Source organism: Microbacterium sp. X-17, from assembly GCF_039615055.1.
In genome coordinates this window covers 67,414-83,120 of sequence record NZ_JBDHNI010000008.1, presented here as the reverse complement: position 1 = coordinate 83,120, position 15,707 = coordinate 67,414, and the positions used below count along the sequence as shown (strand labels likewise).

The following is a 15,707-nucleotide window of genomic DNA, read 5'->3' as shown; positions in this document are numbered from 1 at the left end:
ATGACCTCGTCCCAGGTGGCGCAGCGGCCGGAGGCCCCGGCCGCTGCACCGGCGGCGCCCCGCCGCACCGCGCCGAAGCGGGCTCCGCGTCGTGCACTCTCGCCGCGCGTGCGCCGCCGCCACTGGCTCGGCCTCGCCTTCGCGGCGCCGGGCCTGCTGTTCTACGGCTTCGTGGTGATCGTCCCGATCCTGCAGAGCGTCAACTACTCGTTCTACCGCTGGGACGGCGTGACCACCGCGACGTGGGTCGGCCTGAACAACTACATCTCGTTCTTCACCGACCCCGCACTGGTCGAATCGCTCGGCCACGTGCTCGTGCTGGTCGTCTTCTTCGCCATCCTGCCGATCGCCCTCGGGCTGCTCTCCGCCGCCCTGCTCGGCCGCGGCAAGCTGCGCGGCGGCGGCGTCTACCGCTGGCTGCTCTTCCTGCCGCAGGTGCTGACCAGCGTCGTCGTCGCGGTGATCTGGAAGCGCATCTACGGTCCGGACGGCCCGCTCAACGAGGCGCTGCGCGCCGTGGGCCTCGGCGACCTGGCCAAGAACTGGCTCGGCGACTTCAACTGGGCGCTCCCCGCGCTCGGCGTCATCGGCACCTGGACGGCGCTCGGCCTCTGCATGGTCCTGTTCGTCGCCGGCGTCGCGGCCATCCCGACCGAGCTCTACGAGGCGGCGCGCATCGACGGCGCCGGGCCGATCCGGGAGTTCTTCTCGATCACCCTCCCGAGCCTCCGCGGCCAGGTGGCCGTCGCGCTCACACTCACCGTGACGGGAGCGCTCCGTGCGTTCGACCTCGTGTGGATCACCACACAGGGCGGGCCGGGGACCTCCACGACCACGCCCGCGCTGATCCTCTACCGCAAGGCGTTCCTCAACCCGGATGTCGGCATGGCCGCGGCCATCGGCATCGTCATCGCGATCGTCTGCCTGGGCGTCGCGCTCGTCATCACCCGACTCTCCGAGGAGAAGGACGCATGATCTCGCGCAGCGAGCGCCTGCTCAACCACGCCATCCTCGCGTTCGTCACGATCCTGGTGCTGTTCCCGGTGGTCTGGTTCGTGTTCACGGCGCTCAGCCCGAGCCGGAGCGGTCAGCTCGACCTGCTGAACCTGCACTTCGAGAACTTCGTCACCGCCTGGAACGAGGGCAACTTCGGGTCGGCGATGGTCGCGTCGGCCGTCATCACCATCGGCGCCGTGCTCGGTCAGACCCTGATCGCCATCCTGTCCGGGTTCGCCTTCGGCGTGCTCGGCGTCGCGGGGCAGAAGGTCCTCTTTCCGCTGATCCTGTTCGGTCTGATGATCTCGGCCGAGGTCTTCATCATCCCGCTGTACTACACGTTCCAGTCGATCGGGCTCACCAACTCGTGGCTGGGCCTGATCATCATCCAGATCGGGATGGGCGTGCCGTTCGGCGTCTTCTGGATGCGGGCGACCTTCCGCGCCGTCCCGAAGTCGCTGATCGAGGCCGCCGAGATGGACGGTGCGCGGAGCTGGCGGATGCTGTGGCAGATCCTGCTTCCGATCTCGCGGCCCGCCGTGCTCACCCTCGCGCTGCTGTCGTTCATGTGGACGTGGAACGACTTCTTCCTCTCGCTGGTCTTCATCGCCGACCCGAGCATCCAGCCGGCGACGCTCGCACTCGGCGTCTTCCAGGGCCAGCACACCCTCGACGTGAACATGCTCGCGGCGGGCTCCCTCATCGTGGCGCTGCCCGTGCTGATCCTCTACGCGTTCTTCCAGCGCCACTTCATCCGCGGCGTGCTCAACGGCGCTCTCAAAGAGTGACCGGCGCCAGCACCCCTTTCCCGCACTGCACCAGGAGCAACAAAGGAGTACCCATGCGCATCGCGCCCGAAATCCTCGACACGGCCGACGACGTCGGGCGGGAGGCCGCCGTCCAGCTCGCGGACGGGATCGCCCAGGCCGCCGCCGAGGGGCGGACTTTCGTCCTCGGCTGCCCGAGCGGACGCAGCCCGATCGCCACCTACGCGCACCTCGCGGCACTCGTCACCGAGCGCGACCTCGACCTCTCCCACGTCGTCGTCGCTCTGATGGACGAGTACGTCGAGGAGGCCGGCGACGGCTACCACGCGATCGACCCCGAGCTCCCACACAGCTGCGTCGGGTTCGGGCGCCGCGAGATCCTCGGCCTCCTCAACGCCGCAGCGACGCCGGAGCACCGCATCCCGGAGGCCAACCTGTGGTTCCCGGACCCGGCCGCTGAGGCCGGCGACTACGACCGCGCGCTCGCCGCCGCGGGTGGGATCGACCTGTTCCTGCTCGCCTCCGGCGCGTCGGACGGCCACGTCGCCCTCAACCCGGTCGGCGCCGCCGCCGACACCGTGACGCGCGTCGTGCCGCTCGGCGAGGACACCCGCCGCGACAACCTCGGCACCTTCCCGACGCTGCGCAGCCTCGACGAGGCGCCGCGGTTCGGCGTGACGGTCGGCATCGCCACCATCCGCGAGCTCTCCAAGTCGGTCGTCATGGTCGTCACCGGCGAGCACAAGCAGGACACCGTCCGCAGGCTCGCGGCGGCAGACTCCTACGAGCCCGACTGGCCCGCGACCGTCCTCTCCGAATGCTCCGACGCGCGCTTCCTCGTGGACCGCAGCGCGGCCGAGCTGCTCCAGACCACCCGCTGACCCCAGCCGACGTCCGACCAGAAAGGCACCACCCACACTCATGGCTTCCATCAAGCTCGTCTACATCGGCGGGGGATCGTCCCGCGGCGCGGGCACCGTCGCGTCCATCCTCGAGCACGGCGAGGAGTTCGACGGCTCGGAGATCGTCATCCAGGACGTCGACCCCGCCCGCCTGAAGGCCGTCGAGACCATCGGCCAGAAGATCGCGGAGTCCAAGGGTCTCGACATCACCATCACGTCGACCACCGACCGTCGCGCGGCGCTGGCCGACGCGGACGCTGTGCTGTCGAGCTTCCGCCCCGGCAACTTCGCCGCCCGCGCACTGGACGAGCGCATCCCGCTCAAGCACGGCGTGATCGGCCAGGAGACGCAGGGCCCCGGCGGGTTCTTCATGTCGCTGCGGTCCATCCACATCTACGAGGACATCATCCGCGACCTCGACGCCGTCGCGCCGAAGGCGATCCTGTTCAACTACACGAACCCGGTCAACATCGTCTCGCAGGCCGTGACCCGGTTCACCGACCGGACCATCTGGTCGATGTGCGAGGGCCCGATCGTCTTCCCGAAGACGGTGCTGCGCGCCGCGGGCCTCGACCCCGAGCGCGCGAACGTGGTCATGGCGGGCGTCAACCACAACGTCTGGTCGACCGAGCACACCTACGACGGCCAGGACCTCATGCCGCTGCTCGACGCGGCGTGGGAGGCCCGCAAGGACGACCCGACGCTCGGCACGCTGGAGAGGCGGATGCTGCAGCTCGCGGTCACCATGCGCTCGGTGCCGGCGGACTACTTCCAGTACTACTACTTCCGCGAGGAGATCCTGCGCGAGCTGCAGGGCGCGCGCACGACCCGCGCCGAGGACCTGCTCGCCGCGCTGCCGGGCTACTGGGAGCACTACGACGAGCAGTCGCAGGCGGCCGTCCCCGAGCTGGACCCGCGCCGGTCGCGCGGCGGCATCCACGAGCTGGAGCTCGCCATCGACGTGATGAGCTCGTACTACAACGACGCCCCCGCCCGACTGCCTGTCAACCTCCCGAACACCGGCGGCGTGCTGCCCGGCTTCGACGAGGATGTCGTCGTGGAGATGTGGTGCGATGTCGACGGCTCCGGCGTGACGCCGCTGCCGCAGAAGCCGCTGCCGCACGCGGTGCGCGGCCTCGTGCAGCAGCTCGCGGAGTACCAGTACCTCGCCGCCGAGGCGGCGTGGAAGGGCACGCGGGCCGACGGCATCCGCGCGCTCGCCGCGAACCCGATGGTTCCGACGCTGCGGGTCGCGGAAGAGCTGTACGACGAGATGGCGTACGCGCACCGCGCGTACCTGCCCGAGCGGCTGCTGCGCTGAGCATGGCGGAGTCCGGGCCACTGTTCCTCGCTGTCGATGCGGGCAACTCGAAGACGGTCGCGCTGGTGGTCGACGGCTCGGGCATCGTGCTCGGCCGTGGCCGCGGCGGGCGCGGGGACATCTACGGAGCCCACAGCGTCGAAGTGGCCGAGGAGGCCGTCTTCGGGGCGGTGGAGGGGGCGCTGGTCGAGGCGGGCGCAACGGCCGCGGACATCCGGTCCGCGGCCTTCCGCCTGGCCGGAGTCGACTACCCGGAGGATGCGACCTTCTGGGACGAGCGCATCGCCGACCGGCTCGCCGGGATGGGCGGCTGGAGCGTCAAGAACGACGGCTTCGCCTCGCTTCGCCTGATCGACGGGACCGGCGTCGGGCTGTCGATCACGGTCGGCACCGGTCCGGCGGTCGCCGCGCGCTCGGAGGATGGCCGCGAGCAGTGCTCCGGCTGGTACGTGTTCGACGACTTGGGCGGCCAGGGCCTCGGCAACAGCGCGCTCACAGCGGCGTGCCGCGAGTGGATGGGCCTGGGACCGGCGACGCGGCTCACCGAGGCGCTCTGCACCCAGTACGGCGTGGCCGACCCTGGCGAGCTGCGGCACGTGTTCACCCGGCGCTTCGGGGCGCTGCCGGGGACCGAGCTGTGGAAGTCCTCCCGGATCGTGCTCGCGCTGGCGGGGGAGGGCGACGCGGTCGCGCAGCGGATCGTGGCCGACCAGGCAGAGGCGTTCGTCCGCTACGCGCAGTGGTGCGCCAGGAGGGTCGGGGCGGATCTTGCCGCGGGGGACCTGCCGGTGCTGCTGAACGGATCGGTCGCGACCTCCGAGCACCCCGCGATGCGCGACGCGATCGTCGCCGAGCTCGGCAGGGTCGCGCCGGCCGCCACGGTCACCGTCGCCGCGGAGTCCCCCTTGCACGGCGTCCTCCTCGACGCGCTCGCGGAGGGTGGCGTCGCCGTGACCCCTGGGCTGATCGCGCGCATCCGGCACGAGCATCCTGAGGCCTTCCTCGCGACCTGACGCGGTGCCGTCTCTTCTTCCCACTCGGCTTCCGAAAGGCCACATCCCCATGCATGTCCCCCCGTTCGTCGTGGACGACGTCCTCGCCGCCCTCACCCTGGAGGAGAAGGCGTCGCTGCTCTCCGGCGTGGACGACTGGTTCACCCAGGCGATCGACCGGCCGGGGCTGCCCGCGCCGGTCCCCGCGATCGAGGTCGGCGACGGCCCGCACGGTCTCCGCAAGGAAACCGGCGTGGACATGGTGTGGGTCCCGGCGACCGGGTTCCCCACCGCCTCCGCGATGGGCGCCTCCTGGGACCGCGATCTGATGCGCCGGGTCGCCGCCGCCATCGGCGCCGAGGCGCGGGCGGAGGGCGTGCAGGTCGTGCTCGGCCCCGGCGTGAACATGAAGCGCTCGCCGCTGTGCGGGCGCAACTTCGAGTACTTCTCCGAGGACCCGCTGCACGCGGGCGAGCTCGGTGCTGCGTACGTCGACGGCCTCCAGTCGGCCGGGGTCGGAGCGTCGTTGAAGCACTTCGCGGCGAACAACCAGGAGATCGAGCGCACCCGCATCTCGGTCGTGGCCGACGAGCGGACGCTGCGCGAGACGTACCTGCCCGCCTTCGAGCGGGTCGTGCGCACGTCCGACCCGTGGACGGTGATGTGCTCCTACAACCGGCTCTTCGGCGTGCACGCGTCGCAGAACCGGTGGCTGCTGACCGAGGTGCTGCGGGAGGACTGGGGCTACGGCGGCGCCGTCGTCTCGGACTGGGATGCCGTGCACGATCGGGTGGCCGCCCTCCGCGCCGGCCTCGACCTGGAGATGCCGGGCACGCACGGGCGGACGGTGGCGGAGGTCGTGGAAGCGGTCCGCGCAGGCGAGCTGGACGAGTCGGTCGTGGACGCGTCGGCTCGTCGCGTGCTGGAGCTGGTCGCCCGCACCTACCCGGGCGCGGACCTGGTGAACGGGCCCGTGATGGACCTCGTCCACGCGGCGGGGGACCGGCTCAGCCCCGAACAGCTCGCCCTGCTGGACGCCGACGCGCATCACGCGCTCGCCCGGGAGGCGTCGGCCGCGTGCGTCACGCTGCTGCGCAACGAGGCCACGGTCCTCCCGCTGGCGGAGTCCGGCGGCACGATCGCGGTCGTCGGCGCGTTCGCCGAGAACGCGCGCATCCAGGGCGGCGGCTCCTCCGGGGTCGATCCGACCCGGGTCGATGCGCCGCTCGACGCGGTGCGCGGGATCGCCGGGAAGCGCGTGGTCTACGCCCCCGGGTACATCGACATCCCGAAGAACGCCTACCAGGACGACAACGCGGCGGTCTTCCGGGCCCACGGGGTCTCGGAGCGCCCCGCTGTGTCGCTGCGCTCGGAGTACCTCGTGGAGGAGCTGCGGATCGCGGAGTCGGTCCAGCGCCTGCGCAGCGGCCCGCTCTCCGACGCCGCCCGCCGGCTGATCGACGAGGCCGTGGCCGTCGCGGAGTCGGCGGAGTCGATCGTCGTGTTCGCCGGCCTCCCGCTCTCGCACGAGCAGGAGGCCAACGACCGGTTCACCCTCGACCTCCCCGCCGACCAGGCAGCGCTGATCGACACGCTCGCGGACCTCCGCGAACGCACCGGCGCCTCCCTCACCGTCGTGCTGTCGAACGGCTCTCCCGTGACGATGGACCCGTGGCACGACCGCGTGGACGCGATCGTGGAGGCCTGGCTCGGCGGCCAGGCCGTGGGCGCGGCCGTCGCCGACGTGCTCTTCGGCCGCGTCAACCCGTCGGGGAAGATCGCCGAGACGTTCCCGCTGGCGATCGAGGACACGCCCGGCTTCCCGAACTGGAACGGCGAGCGCGGGACGGTCGTCTACGGCGAGGGCGTGTTCATCGGCTACCGCTGGTATGACGCGCTGGATCGGCGCGTGCGCTACCCGTTCGGGCACGGGCTCTCGTACACCTCGTTCTCGTACGGCGACCTCCGCGTCGAGGTGGTGAATGCCGCCGCCGGCCGTGTGCGCGTGACCTGCGCGGTCACCAACGTGGGCGCGGTCGCGGGCGCCGAAGTTGTGCAGCTCTACGTCGGCGACCCCGAGGCGGAGGTGCACCGCCCGCTCCGTGAGCTCCGCGGCTTCGAGAAGGTCGCACTCGAACCGGGCGCGACGGCGACCGTGACGTTCGACCTGGAGAGCCGGGACTTCGCCTACTGGGACTCGGCCTCCACCCGACCGGACGGCCGCACCGGCCTGTGGCGGCGCGAGGGCGGTGCGTTCACGATCGAGGTCGGCGCATCCTCCCGGGACATCCGGCTGACAGCCACGATCGAACTGCCCGACGACGCGACGATCCCGCCACTGGTGCGCGACTCGGACCTGCGCGGAGCCGAAGAGGGCGGCGCGCCGACGTCACGGTTCGTGGCGGGGCATGCGGGGTGACGCGCTGACCTCCGGCTCAGCCCGGCTCCTCCTCCGACTCCAGCGTCTCGTCCGCGTCCACCGACGTGTCGTCGGTCTCCGTCGCCTCGATCGCCGCCTCCGCCTGAGCCCGCTCCTGGGCCTCGGCCGCGGCCTCCCGCCTGCGTTCGTGTCTGCTCATACGCTCTAGTGTCGCTCGCGAGGCCCTCCTGCGCCTACGTTGGAGGGAATGAACGCCGACACCACCGTCCCCGACGCCTACTTCGTGCAGCGGAGCGAGAACGTCTTCACCCCGACCCCGCACGCCGGCGGCGCGTGGGCCGACGACGAGATGCACTTCAGCCCGCTCGGCGGCCTGATCACGCACGCGATCCTGCGCCACGCGGCCGAGGCGAGCGCCTCGCTGCAGCTCGCCCGGATCAGCTTCGACATCCTCGGCTTCCTCGCCCTGGACGAGGTCGAGCTCTCGGTCGAGACGATCCGCCCGGGCCGCACGATCGAGCTGGTGGAGGCGACGGCCGTCATCCGCGGCCGCACCGCCGTGAAGGCGCGCGCCTGGCTGCTCGCCGACTTCGACACCGCCGAGGTGGCCGGCGGCGCCGCCGGGCCGCTGCCGTCGCCGGACTCGGCGACCCCGTGGTCGATGATGGACGCCTGGCAGGGCGGCTACGTCGCGTCCCTCGACACCCGTGCCGTGCACTTCCCGGAGGCCGGCCGCGCGACCGTCTGGCTGTCGACCGGTTGCGAGCTCATCGAGGGCGTGGAAGTCGCCCCGGTGACGGCGTGGATCACGCTGGTCGACACGGCGAACGGGGTCGCGGTGCGCGAGCACCCGACGCGGTGGATGTTCCCGAATGTGGACCTCACCATCCACCTCCACCGGGCGCCGAGCGGGAAGTGGCTGGGGTTGGACACGGAGGTCGTGTTCGGGTCGACCGGGCTCGGGATCACGCGCTCGGTGCTGCACGACCGTGCGGGGGCGGTGGGGTTCGCGGAGCAGTCGCTGACGGTGCGGCGGTTGACGGAGTAGGGGTGACGGCCTGCTGGGTCAGTAGGTCAGCCAGAGCTTGTCGACCGGGATGACGTGGAGGCGATCGTCGTAGGTGTAGGAGCGTTCTCCGAGATAGAGGGCCACTCCGGCGACGAAACGGTCGCCCAGTCGATCCCGCAGGCGTCGGAGGGGGTGCAAGTCCGTACCGGCCACGCGTCGGCCTGTTTTCACCTCGATCGCCACGACACTGCCGTCATGGAGTTCGGCGACGAAATCGACTTCGTCGCCGTCGTAGGTGCGCCAATGTCCTGTTCCGGCGATGCTGTCCATCCAATTGGTCTGCCGACCCACTTCCCCGACGACGAACGTCTCCAAGAGGTGGCCGAATTCGGTGAGTGCCGGGGCGTCACGCCGAGCCAATCGTTCGGCGCTCAACCGTAGAAGGTGCGCCGCGACCCCGGAGTCGACGACGTGGATCTTGGGTCGGTTGCTGGTGCGAGCGGTCAGGGTCGTTCCCCACGCGGGGAGCAGGTTGACGAGGAAGACGGCTTCGAGGATGCGTGTGTAGCTCTCGACGCTGGGAGCGGACAGGCCGATATCGGCTCCGGCTTCTGTGAGGCTCAGAACCTGCGCGGTCTGACCGGCCAGGCGACCGAGGAGGCGGGGGAGGGCCGCAGCCTGCCGGAGCTTGCCGAGTTCCTGGGCGTCCCTCTCCAGCGTGAGCCGCACGTAGCTTTCGAACCAGCGTGAACGGGATGCAGGGGTCGGCCGCTCGATCGCGAGCGGGAACCCGCCTCGGACGATCCTCTGGATGTATTCTTCGCGGGAGGTCGCGGACGCTGCACCGGTGATGAGCGATTCGGGATCGCCGAAGAGCTGTGCGACGAAGGTGTTCTCGGTACCGTCGATCTCCGTCTGGGTGAATGGTTGGATCGCGACTCGGTCGAGGCGTCCGGTCAGAGATTGAGCAGCTTGGGGGAGTGCCTCGTAGCGCGTCGAGCCGGCGAGTAGGAAGCGGCCAGGGGAGGTTGCGTGATTCAGCTCGGCTTTGATCGCGTCGAGAATGGCAGGAACCTTCTGGTATTCGTCGACGCACACCGGTGGCGAGCCCGTCAAGAACAATGCTGGATCGGAGGAGATCGCGTCGCGTGTTGCGAGGTCGTCGAGATCGAGGATGGTCGAACCGGCCGCCGCAGCCAACTCGCGCAGCGCGGTGGACTTGCCGACACTTCTCGGACCCTCGAGGAGGACGACGGGGTCTTCCTCGAGGCGTCGGAGTGCTGCACGGAGGGCTCGTCGACTCAGCAGGGGGCTTTCCGCGATCGACATGGGTCGAGCCTAATCTGTTTTAGATTTTCGAGCCAGTCTATTTTAGTTTTTCGAGCCTGTCTGTTTGGGTTTCCCGAGGAGCTTTGTTTGAGATTTTCGAGGGCGTCCACGAGGTCTTCGCGTGTGGCCGGGATGTTCCGGGCCAACTCGCGAAATCACCCCTTGACGCCCCACTTGTTTTTTGCAAGTATCAACACATCAACAGCGGACCATGACAAGGGAGACCATAATGACCGCGATGTTCGTCAACCTGCCCGTGACCGACCTGGAGCGCGCCAAGGCGTTCTACTCGGCCGTCGGATTCACCATCAATCCCCTCTTCACCGACCACAACGCCGCGTGCGTGGTCGTCGAGGAGGACCACAACTACTTCATGATCGTCACGCGCGACTTCTTCCAGAGCTTCACCGACCTCCCCGTCGGCGAGCCCACGAAGAACGTGTCGGCGTCCACCTCCGTCATGCTCGACAGCCGCGAGCTCGTCGACGCCACTGTCGCGGACGGGCTGGCGGCCGGCGGCACCGAGACCAAGGAGCCGGCGGACTACGGCTTCATGTACCAGCGCCAGCTCACCGACCCGGACGGCAACATCCTCGAGTTCGGGTGGATGGACCCGGTCGCCGCCGCGAAGGGCCCTGAGGCGTACCTGAGCCAGCAGGCCTGAGGTCGATGGTCGCGCGCGACTACGGGCAGTACGACGGGATCACCCAGGCCCTGGAGCTGGTGGGGGAGCGCTGGGCCCTGCTGATCGTCCGCGACCTGCTCGTCGGGCCGCGCCGCTACGGCGAGCTCGCCGCGGGGCTCCCCCGCATCCCGAGCAACATCCTGGCGGCGCGGCTCAAGGAGCTGCAGGCGGCCGGCATCATCCGCCGGGCGCCGCGCTCGCGCATCATCCTCTACGAGCTCACGCCGTACGGGCGGGAGCTCGAACCGGTCGTGCTCGCACTCGGCGCCTGGGGGTTCAAGGCGCTCGGCGACCCGCGCGACGAGCAGATCATCACCCCGGACTCGATGACGATGTCGCTGCGCACGGCGTTCCAGCCTGCCGTCGCCGCCGAGCTTCCTGCCACTGCCTACGGTGCGCGGTTCGGGGACGACGGGCTGCTCATCCACGTGGAGGGGCCGCGACTCGTGGTTGTTCGCGGCGACGGGCCGGCCGACCTGGCGTTCGCGAGCGGGCCCGGCATCCGCCGGCTCATCTCGGGCGAGCTCACGCCGGAGGCCGCGATCGACGCCGGAGTGGTGGAGGTCCTGCGCGGCCCCCGCACGCTCCTCACGCGCTTCGCCACCACCTTCCACCTCGCCGCGTGACCCGCGCGCAGCCACCGAGGGGCACGTTAACGCCCCTAAAACGCGGTTTTAAGGGCGTTAACGTGCCCTTCGGCGAGAGGTCGGCGGCGCGACAGCGTCAGGGGAGGACGCGGTAGCCGAGCAGGAGGTAGCCGGTGGAGGACACCCCGCTCGCGATCGTCTCGAACCGCAGCGCGGGCACGCCCTCCAGCAGACGCCGCCCGCCCTCCGCGACACCGGGCGCGATCACCAGCCGCAGCTCATCCACGACGCCCGCGGCCAGCAGCGTCTGGGCGACCGAGATGCTGGCGTGCACGCCGATGTCGCCGCCGTCGCCCTCCTTCAGCCGCCGCGCGAACTCCACGATGTCGCCGTCCACCGCCTCCGCTCCGGGCCACTCCGGCTCCAGCGGCGCCGACGTCGCGACGTACTTCGTCACCCCGTTGATGAAGTCCGAGAACGGCTGGATGTCCTTGCCCGGCCAGTACCGCGCCCAGTCGTCGTAGCTGCGCCGGCCGACGATGACGGCGTCCTGCGACCCGATCACCACGCCCAGGTTGGCGTCCATGTCCTCGTCCCAGTCCGGGATGAACCCGTCGGGGTCCTCCGCCACCCCGTCGAGCGACACCAGCTCGTAGACCACGATCTTCCGCATGCGCACCCTCCTGTCGAACGGGGCACTGTGCAGCGCCCCGCGCATCCGCTTGTATAGAACCAACGACCGAGAGGATCCGCAATGACCGACCCCGTCGTCTCCTACGATCTGCTCACCACGCAGCTGCTCCAGGACCCGGACCTCGACGTGTCCGAGACGGCCACCGGCCTCCACGTGCGCGGGACGCTCTTCGCCTACCTGGACGACGGCGAGCTCGTCGTCGACCTGCCCGAGGCCCGCGCCGGCGACCTCATCGGGCGGGACGTGGCCGCGCCGGTCGCGGCCGGCCGAGCGGAGGCGAAGGGGGCCTGGGTCAGCATCGCCGACGCGGAGGACTGGCCCGAGCTCGCGGCGGAGGCGCACCAGTTCGTCGGGGAGCCCGCGGTGGGCATGGACTCCTGAGCCTGGTCGCTCAGGCCGCGCGGCGCCGGCGCGACCGCCGAGCCGGCTGTTGCCGTGCGCTGGCGAGCTCGGTGACCTGTGCCGCACGGCGCACGGTGGCGCCCCGCGCCTCGGCGAGCACGAGCGGCACACAGGCACGCTCGCGCACCCAGAGGGCGGTTCGGGTCAGCGGCGGACGGCTCACGTCGTGAGACAGTAGTGCGACGACGGCGGGAGATCAACCCGCTCCGCCGCGATTTCACCTTCGCTTAACCCGCGGCTCCGGCCAGGAACGCCTCCACACGTTCCGGCCAGGTGTCCGCGTCGGCCGCGTTCTCGGCCACGAACAGCTCCGAGCCGGGGATCAGCTCGTGCAGCCGCTCGGCGCTCGACAGCGGGTGGCCGGCGTCCCCCGCCCACGGGAGCAGCAGCACCGGCAGGCGCAGCGTCGCGATCCGCTCCGGGCTCGGCAGGTCGGACAGCGCCGCTCCCCGCAGCACGGCCGGCGCGGTCGCGGGCTGCAACTGCGGCTCCGGGGTGACGCCGCGCTCGGCGAGCACGGGCGGCATCGCCAGGGTGGAGGCCGCCATCAGGTCCATGAGTGCGTCCCAGCCCTGCGCCTCCAGGAGGTCGGCCATCTGTCCGTAGATGCCGGCCTGCGCCGCGCGGGTCCCCCACGCGGTCGGTGGCAGGGCGAGGACGAGGCGGCGGAAGCGCTCGGGATGCCGCACGGCGGCGGTGAGGATCGTGCCCGTCCCCATCGAGATGCCCACCGCGTCCACCGGCTCGGTCTGGCCCACCGCGTCGAGCACGGCCAGCAGGTCGTCGGCGAGGGCCGTCCAGCGGTAGCGCTCCGGATCGTCGGGACCGGCGGAGAGTCCGTGGCCGGCGGCGTCGTAACGGACGAGGCGGCGGCCGTGCGCGGCGAGCGGGCGGAGGTCGAGCAGGTCCAGGTCGGCGGTGCGGCTGGAGGTCAGCCCGTGCGCCTGCAGAGCCGTCGGGCCGTCGCCCTCCACGTCGTAGCTCAGGGTGGCGCCGGCTCGGGTGAGGGTCCCTTCGGCCATGTCGCTCCTTCCCGCGCGCACGGATGAGCGGGGGCGCGCGTCGGTCGTCATGGTAATCCCGTGGGCCGACGCCGCGACTGGTGCCGCGGCCTCCCGCGCGCCGCACAATGTACGCATGCAGCAGCGCATCAGCAGGCTGACGACCGAGGGCGGCGCCGAGCTTGCGTTCGCGACGGCCGGGGCCGGCCGCCCGCTGCTGTACGTGTCGGGCTGGGTGGGCCACCTGCAGCTGAGCTGGGAGATCCCGGAGGAGCGCGCCTACTTCGAGAGCCTCGCGCAGGGCTGCCTGCTGGTCCGGTACGACCGCGCGGGGTGCGGGCTGTCCTCCCCCTCGGACCGGCCGCCGTCGCTCGCGTTCGAGCTGGAGGAGCTGGACGCCGTGGCCGCGGGGGTCGGCCCAGCGCCGTTCGACCTGATGGGGTCGTCGATGGGTGCGCCGATCGCGGTGGCGTGGGCCGCGGAGCATCCCGAGCGGGTCAGGCGGCTGGTGCTCTACGGCGGCTGGTGGTCGGGCGCCGAGCTGTCGCCGCCGAGCGCGCGCGACCACATCCTCGCGCTGGTGGAGTCGCACTGGGGCCTCGGCTCCGACGTCCTTACCGACATCTTCGCGCCGGACGCCCACGCCACGACGCGCGAGGAGTTCGGCCGGTATCAGCGCGCGTCGTCGGACGCCGCGACCGCGAGGGCGCTGCTGGAGCTCAGCTACCGCCTCGACGTCGGCGACCTCCTCGGCCGGGTCCGGGCGCCGACGCTGGTCGTGCACCGCGACCACGACCGCGCGGCTCCGGTGGCGCAGGCGAGAGCGCTGGCGGAGGGCATCCCGGGCGCGGAACTCGTGGTGCTCCCCGGGCGGTCGCACCTCCCGTACGCCGGAGACGCCCACGAGCTGGTCGCGACCGTGCGCCGCTTCCTCGGCCTCCGGGCGTCACGACGTGGTGCGGGCACGCTCACCGAGCGGCAGACGGAGGTCGCCGCGCTGATCGCCGACGGCCGCACGAACCGGGAGATCGCCGACCGCCTCGGCATCGACGAGCGGTCGGCGGAAGGGCACGTCGAGCGCATCCGGCTGCGGCTGGGCTTCCGCTCGCGCGCGCAGGTGGCCGCCTGGTACGCGGCGCAGCGGGAGGGCGGGTCGGGCCGCTGAAGTGGGGTAGTTCCCCGCCTGGATCGGCGCGCGGAGTCGTGGAGGCTGACCTCCATGACCCGAGTCACCAGCACTGCTCCGACGCTGCCCGGAGCCACCGACTTCGAGCAGCACGCCCTCCGCGGCCCATTCAACGCGGCGTTCTTCCGCGTCATGGACCCGTACATCGAGCGCAAGCTCCGGCCGCACAAGCAGCGGGCGTTCGCGGGCCTCCCGGCGGAGGTCGTCGAGCTCGGTCCCGGCGTCGGCGCGAACCTCCGCCACCTCCCGCGCGGCGCCACCCTGATCGCGGTGGAGCCGAACCGCCACATGCACGCCCGCCTGCGCGCCGCGGCCGACCGCGCGGGCGTACGGCTCGACCTCCGCGAGCGCCTGGCCGAGCGCACCGGACTGGCCGACCACAGCGTTGACACCGTGATCTCCTCGCTCGTGCTCTGCACCGTGCAGGACCCGGAGGCCGTGCTCGCCGAGGTCCGCCGCATCCTGCGTCCGGGCGGCACGTACCGGTTCGTGGAGCACGTCGCGGCACCGGACGGGACCCCGACCCGGCGGGTCCAGCGACTCCTGCGCCGGCCGTGGGCGTGGACGTTCGAGGGCTGCTCCTGCGAACGCGACCTGGAGGGCGCCCTCCGCGCGGCGGGCTTCGCGCGCGTCGACGTGGAGCGCTACCGCGTGCGGACGCCCTTCCTGCCGTTCAACACGCAGATCGCGGGGGTGGCCGTCACGTGAAGAGGTGTGGATAACGCGGCGGGCATCCTCCAACCCGGTAGTATTTCTGTCAGCACATCGGCGGAGGGAGCCATCGTGGACGAGCTGCTCATGACCCCCATCTACGCGCAGGCCGAGGCCGCTGACATCATCAGGATGCCGCGGTCGACGTTCAATCACTGGGCAACCGGCTACACGACGACTTCCGGAAACCGTAAGCCGCCGTTCATCACGGTGGACCGTCCCGGGCGAGGTTACACGGTGCCGTTCATCGGCCTGGCTGAGGCCTGGATCGTGAAGGCGTTCGCTCAAGCGGGTGTACCCATGCGTCGTATCAGGCCGGCGCTGGAGCAACTCCGTACTCAGATCGGTGTCGAGCACGCACTCGCAAGCGATCGGCTGAAGACGGATGGCGCGGAGATTCTCTGGGATCTGCGACAGAGGGATGCGGCCTTCGACGACAATCGCCTGGTCGTCGTTCGAAACGGCGACGCAACGTTCGGCGAGATCGTCCGCGAGCACCTGAAACGCGTCGACTATCGGGACGGGTTCGTCGGTCAGCTCCGGATTCCGCGAGTCGACGGTGCGGATATCACGGTCGACCCGCAGATCAACTTCGGCCAACCCACGCTTACGCAATACGGGATCCGTGTCGATGACATCCTTGATCGGATCGCAGCCGGCGAGACGATGGAAGAAGTCGCTGCCGACTTCGACCTTCCTAACGCGACCGTCGAGCGCCTCGCACTCGCGGCCGCATAGGCGGGCA

General features: G+C 70.9%; 17 protein-coding genes. 13 read left to right on the top strand and 4 right to left on the bottom strand.

Annotated elements, in window-relative coordinates; genetic code table 11:
- From ABCS02_RS31305 to ABCS02_RS31280, 6 genes are read left to right on the top strand one after another with little or no spacing between them, the layout of a single operon-like run.
- Entirely contained in the window at positions 1-975 is a 975-nt protein-coding gene (locus tag ABCS02_RS31305) for a sugar ABC transporter permease (RefSeq protein WP_345839631.1), read from the top strand.
- Complete coding sequence (locus tag ABCS02_RS31300) at positions 972-1,784, top strand: carbohydrate ABC transporter permease (protein WP_345839630.1); 813 nt, start codon at positions 972-974, stop codon at positions 1,782-1,784. The genes ABCS02_RS31305 and ABCS02_RS31300 overlap by 4 nt, the downstream gene beginning before the upstream one ends.
- Positions 1,785-1,837: 53 nt before the next feature.
- Positions 1,838-2,644 carry a 6-phosphogluconolactonase gene (locus ABCS02_RS31295; RefSeq protein WP_345839629.1) on the top strand — a complete coding sequence of 269 codons (807 nt, stop codon included), beginning with the start codon at positions 1,838-1,840 and terminating at the stop codon, positions 2,642-2,644.
- Between the two features lie 40 nt (positions 2,645-2,684).
- Positions 2,685-3,986 (top strand): hypothetical protein, encoded by a 1,302-nt coding sequence (locus ABCS02_RS31290; protein WP_345839628.1) that lies wholly within the window; start codon positions 2,685-2,687, stop codon positions 3,984-3,986.
- 2 nt (positions 3,987-3,988) lie between these two features.
- Positions 3,989-4,999 carry a BadF/BadG/BcrA/BcrD ATPase family protein gene (locus tag ABCS02_RS31285; protein ID WP_345839627.1) on the top strand — a complete coding sequence of 337 codons (1,011 nt, stop codon included), beginning with the start codon at positions 3,989-3,991 and terminating at the stop codon, positions 4,997-4,999.
- 49 nt (positions 5,000-5,048) lie between these two features.
- Positions 5,049-7,397, top strand: a complete 2,349-nt coding sequence (locus ABCS02_RS31280; RefSeq protein ID WP_345839626.1) for a glycoside hydrolase family 3 C-terminal domain-containing protein — start codon at positions 5,049-5,051, stop codon at positions 7,395-7,397.
- 16 nt (positions 7,398-7,413) lie between these two features.
- Here the strand turns inward: ABCS02_RS31280 and ABCS02_RS31275 are convergent, their stop codons facing one another.
- Positions 7,414-7,557: a hypothetical protein gene (locus ABCS02_RS31275; RefSeq protein WP_345839625.1), complete on the bottom strand. Its 144-nt coding sequence runs from the start codon at positions 7,555-7,557 to the stop codon at positions 7,414-7,416.
- A gap of 48 nt (positions 7,558-7,605) precedes the next feature.
- On the opposite strand from ABCS02_RS31275, the gene ABCS02_RS31270 reads away from it, so the two are divergent.
- Positions 7,606-8,406, top strand: a complete 801-nt coding sequence (locus ABCS02_RS31270; protein ID WP_345839624.1) for a thioesterase family protein — start codon at positions 7,606-7,608, stop codon at positions 8,404-8,406.
- A gap of 18 nt (positions 8,407-8,424) precedes the next feature.
- Here ABCS02_RS31270 and ABCS02_RS31265 read toward each other — a convergent pair whose 3' ends face one another.
- Positions 8,425-9,696, bottom strand: a complete 1,272-nt coding sequence (locus ABCS02_RS31265) for an ATP-binding protein (RefSeq protein ID WP_345839623.1) — start codon at positions 9,694-9,696, stop codon at positions 8,425-8,427.
- Between the two features lie 229 nt (positions 9,697-9,925).
- Between ABCS02_RS31265 and ABCS02_RS31260 the strand changes: the two genes are divergently transcribed.
- Both ABCS02_RS31260 and ABCS02_RS31255 read left to right on the top strand, forming a co-directional pair.
- Positions 9,926-10,360 carry a VOC family protein gene (locus ABCS02_RS31260; RefSeq protein WP_345839622.1) on the top strand — a complete coding sequence of 145 codons (435 nt, stop codon included), beginning with the start codon at positions 9,926-9,928 and terminating at the stop codon, positions 10,358-10,360.
- A gap of 5 nt (positions 10,361-10,365) precedes the next feature.
- A complete protein-coding gene (locus ABCS02_RS31255) occupies positions 10,366-11,007 on the top strand; it encodes a helix-turn-helix domain-containing protein (RefSeq protein ID WP_345839621.1) in 642 nt (213 codons plus the stop codon).
- Between the two features lie 97 nt (positions 11,008-11,104).
- Here ABCS02_RS31255 and ABCS02_RS31250 read toward each other — a convergent pair whose 3' ends face one another.
- Positions 11,105-11,641: a dihydrofolate reductase family protein gene (locus tag ABCS02_RS31250; RefSeq protein ID WP_345839620.1), complete on the bottom strand. Its 537-nt coding sequence runs from the start codon at positions 11,639-11,641 to the stop codon at positions 11,105-11,107.
- 81 nt (positions 11,642-11,722) lie between these two features.
- Between ABCS02_RS31250 and ABCS02_RS31245 the strand changes: the two genes are divergently transcribed.
- Positions 11,723-12,043 carry a hypothetical protein gene (locus tag ABCS02_RS31245; protein WP_345839619.1) on the top strand — a complete coding sequence of 107 codons (321 nt, stop codon included), beginning with the start codon at positions 11,723-11,725 and terminating at the stop codon, positions 12,041-12,043.
- 248 nt (positions 12,044-12,291) lie between these two features.
- Here ABCS02_RS31245 and ABCS02_RS31240 read toward each other — a convergent pair whose 3' ends face one another.
- Positions 12,292-13,086 (bottom strand): alpha/beta fold hydrolase, encoded by a 795-nt coding sequence (locus ABCS02_RS31240; RefSeq protein ID WP_345839618.1) that lies wholly within the window; start codon positions 13,084-13,086, stop codon positions 12,292-12,294.
- 115 nt (positions 13,087-13,201) lie between these two features.
- Between ABCS02_RS31240 and ABCS02_RS31235 the strand changes: the two genes are divergently transcribed.
- The 3 genes from ABCS02_RS31235 to ABCS02_RS31225 all read left to right on the top strand — a co-directional run bounded on the left by ABCS02_RS31235 (position 13,202) and on the right by ABCS02_RS31225 (position 15,700).
- Positions 13,202-14,230, top strand: a complete 1,029-nt coding sequence (locus tag ABCS02_RS31235) for an alpha/beta fold hydrolase (protein ID WP_345839617.1) — start codon at positions 13,202-13,204, stop codon at positions 14,228-14,230.
- A 54-nt stretch (positions 14,231-14,284) separates the two neighbouring features.
- Positions 14,285-14,959, top strand: coding sequence for a methyltransferase domain-containing protein (locus ABCS02_RS31230; protein WP_345839616.1), 675 nt, complete (start codon positions 14,285-14,287; stop codon positions 14,957-14,959).
- A 75-nt stretch (positions 14,960-15,034) separates the two neighbouring features.
- Complete coding sequence (locus tag ABCS02_RS31225) at positions 15,035-15,700, top strand: DUF433 domain-containing protein (RefSeq protein WP_345839615.1); 666 nt, start codon at positions 15,035-15,037, stop codon at positions 15,698-15,700.
- The last annotated feature ends 7 nt before the right edge of the window (positions 15,701-15,707 follow it).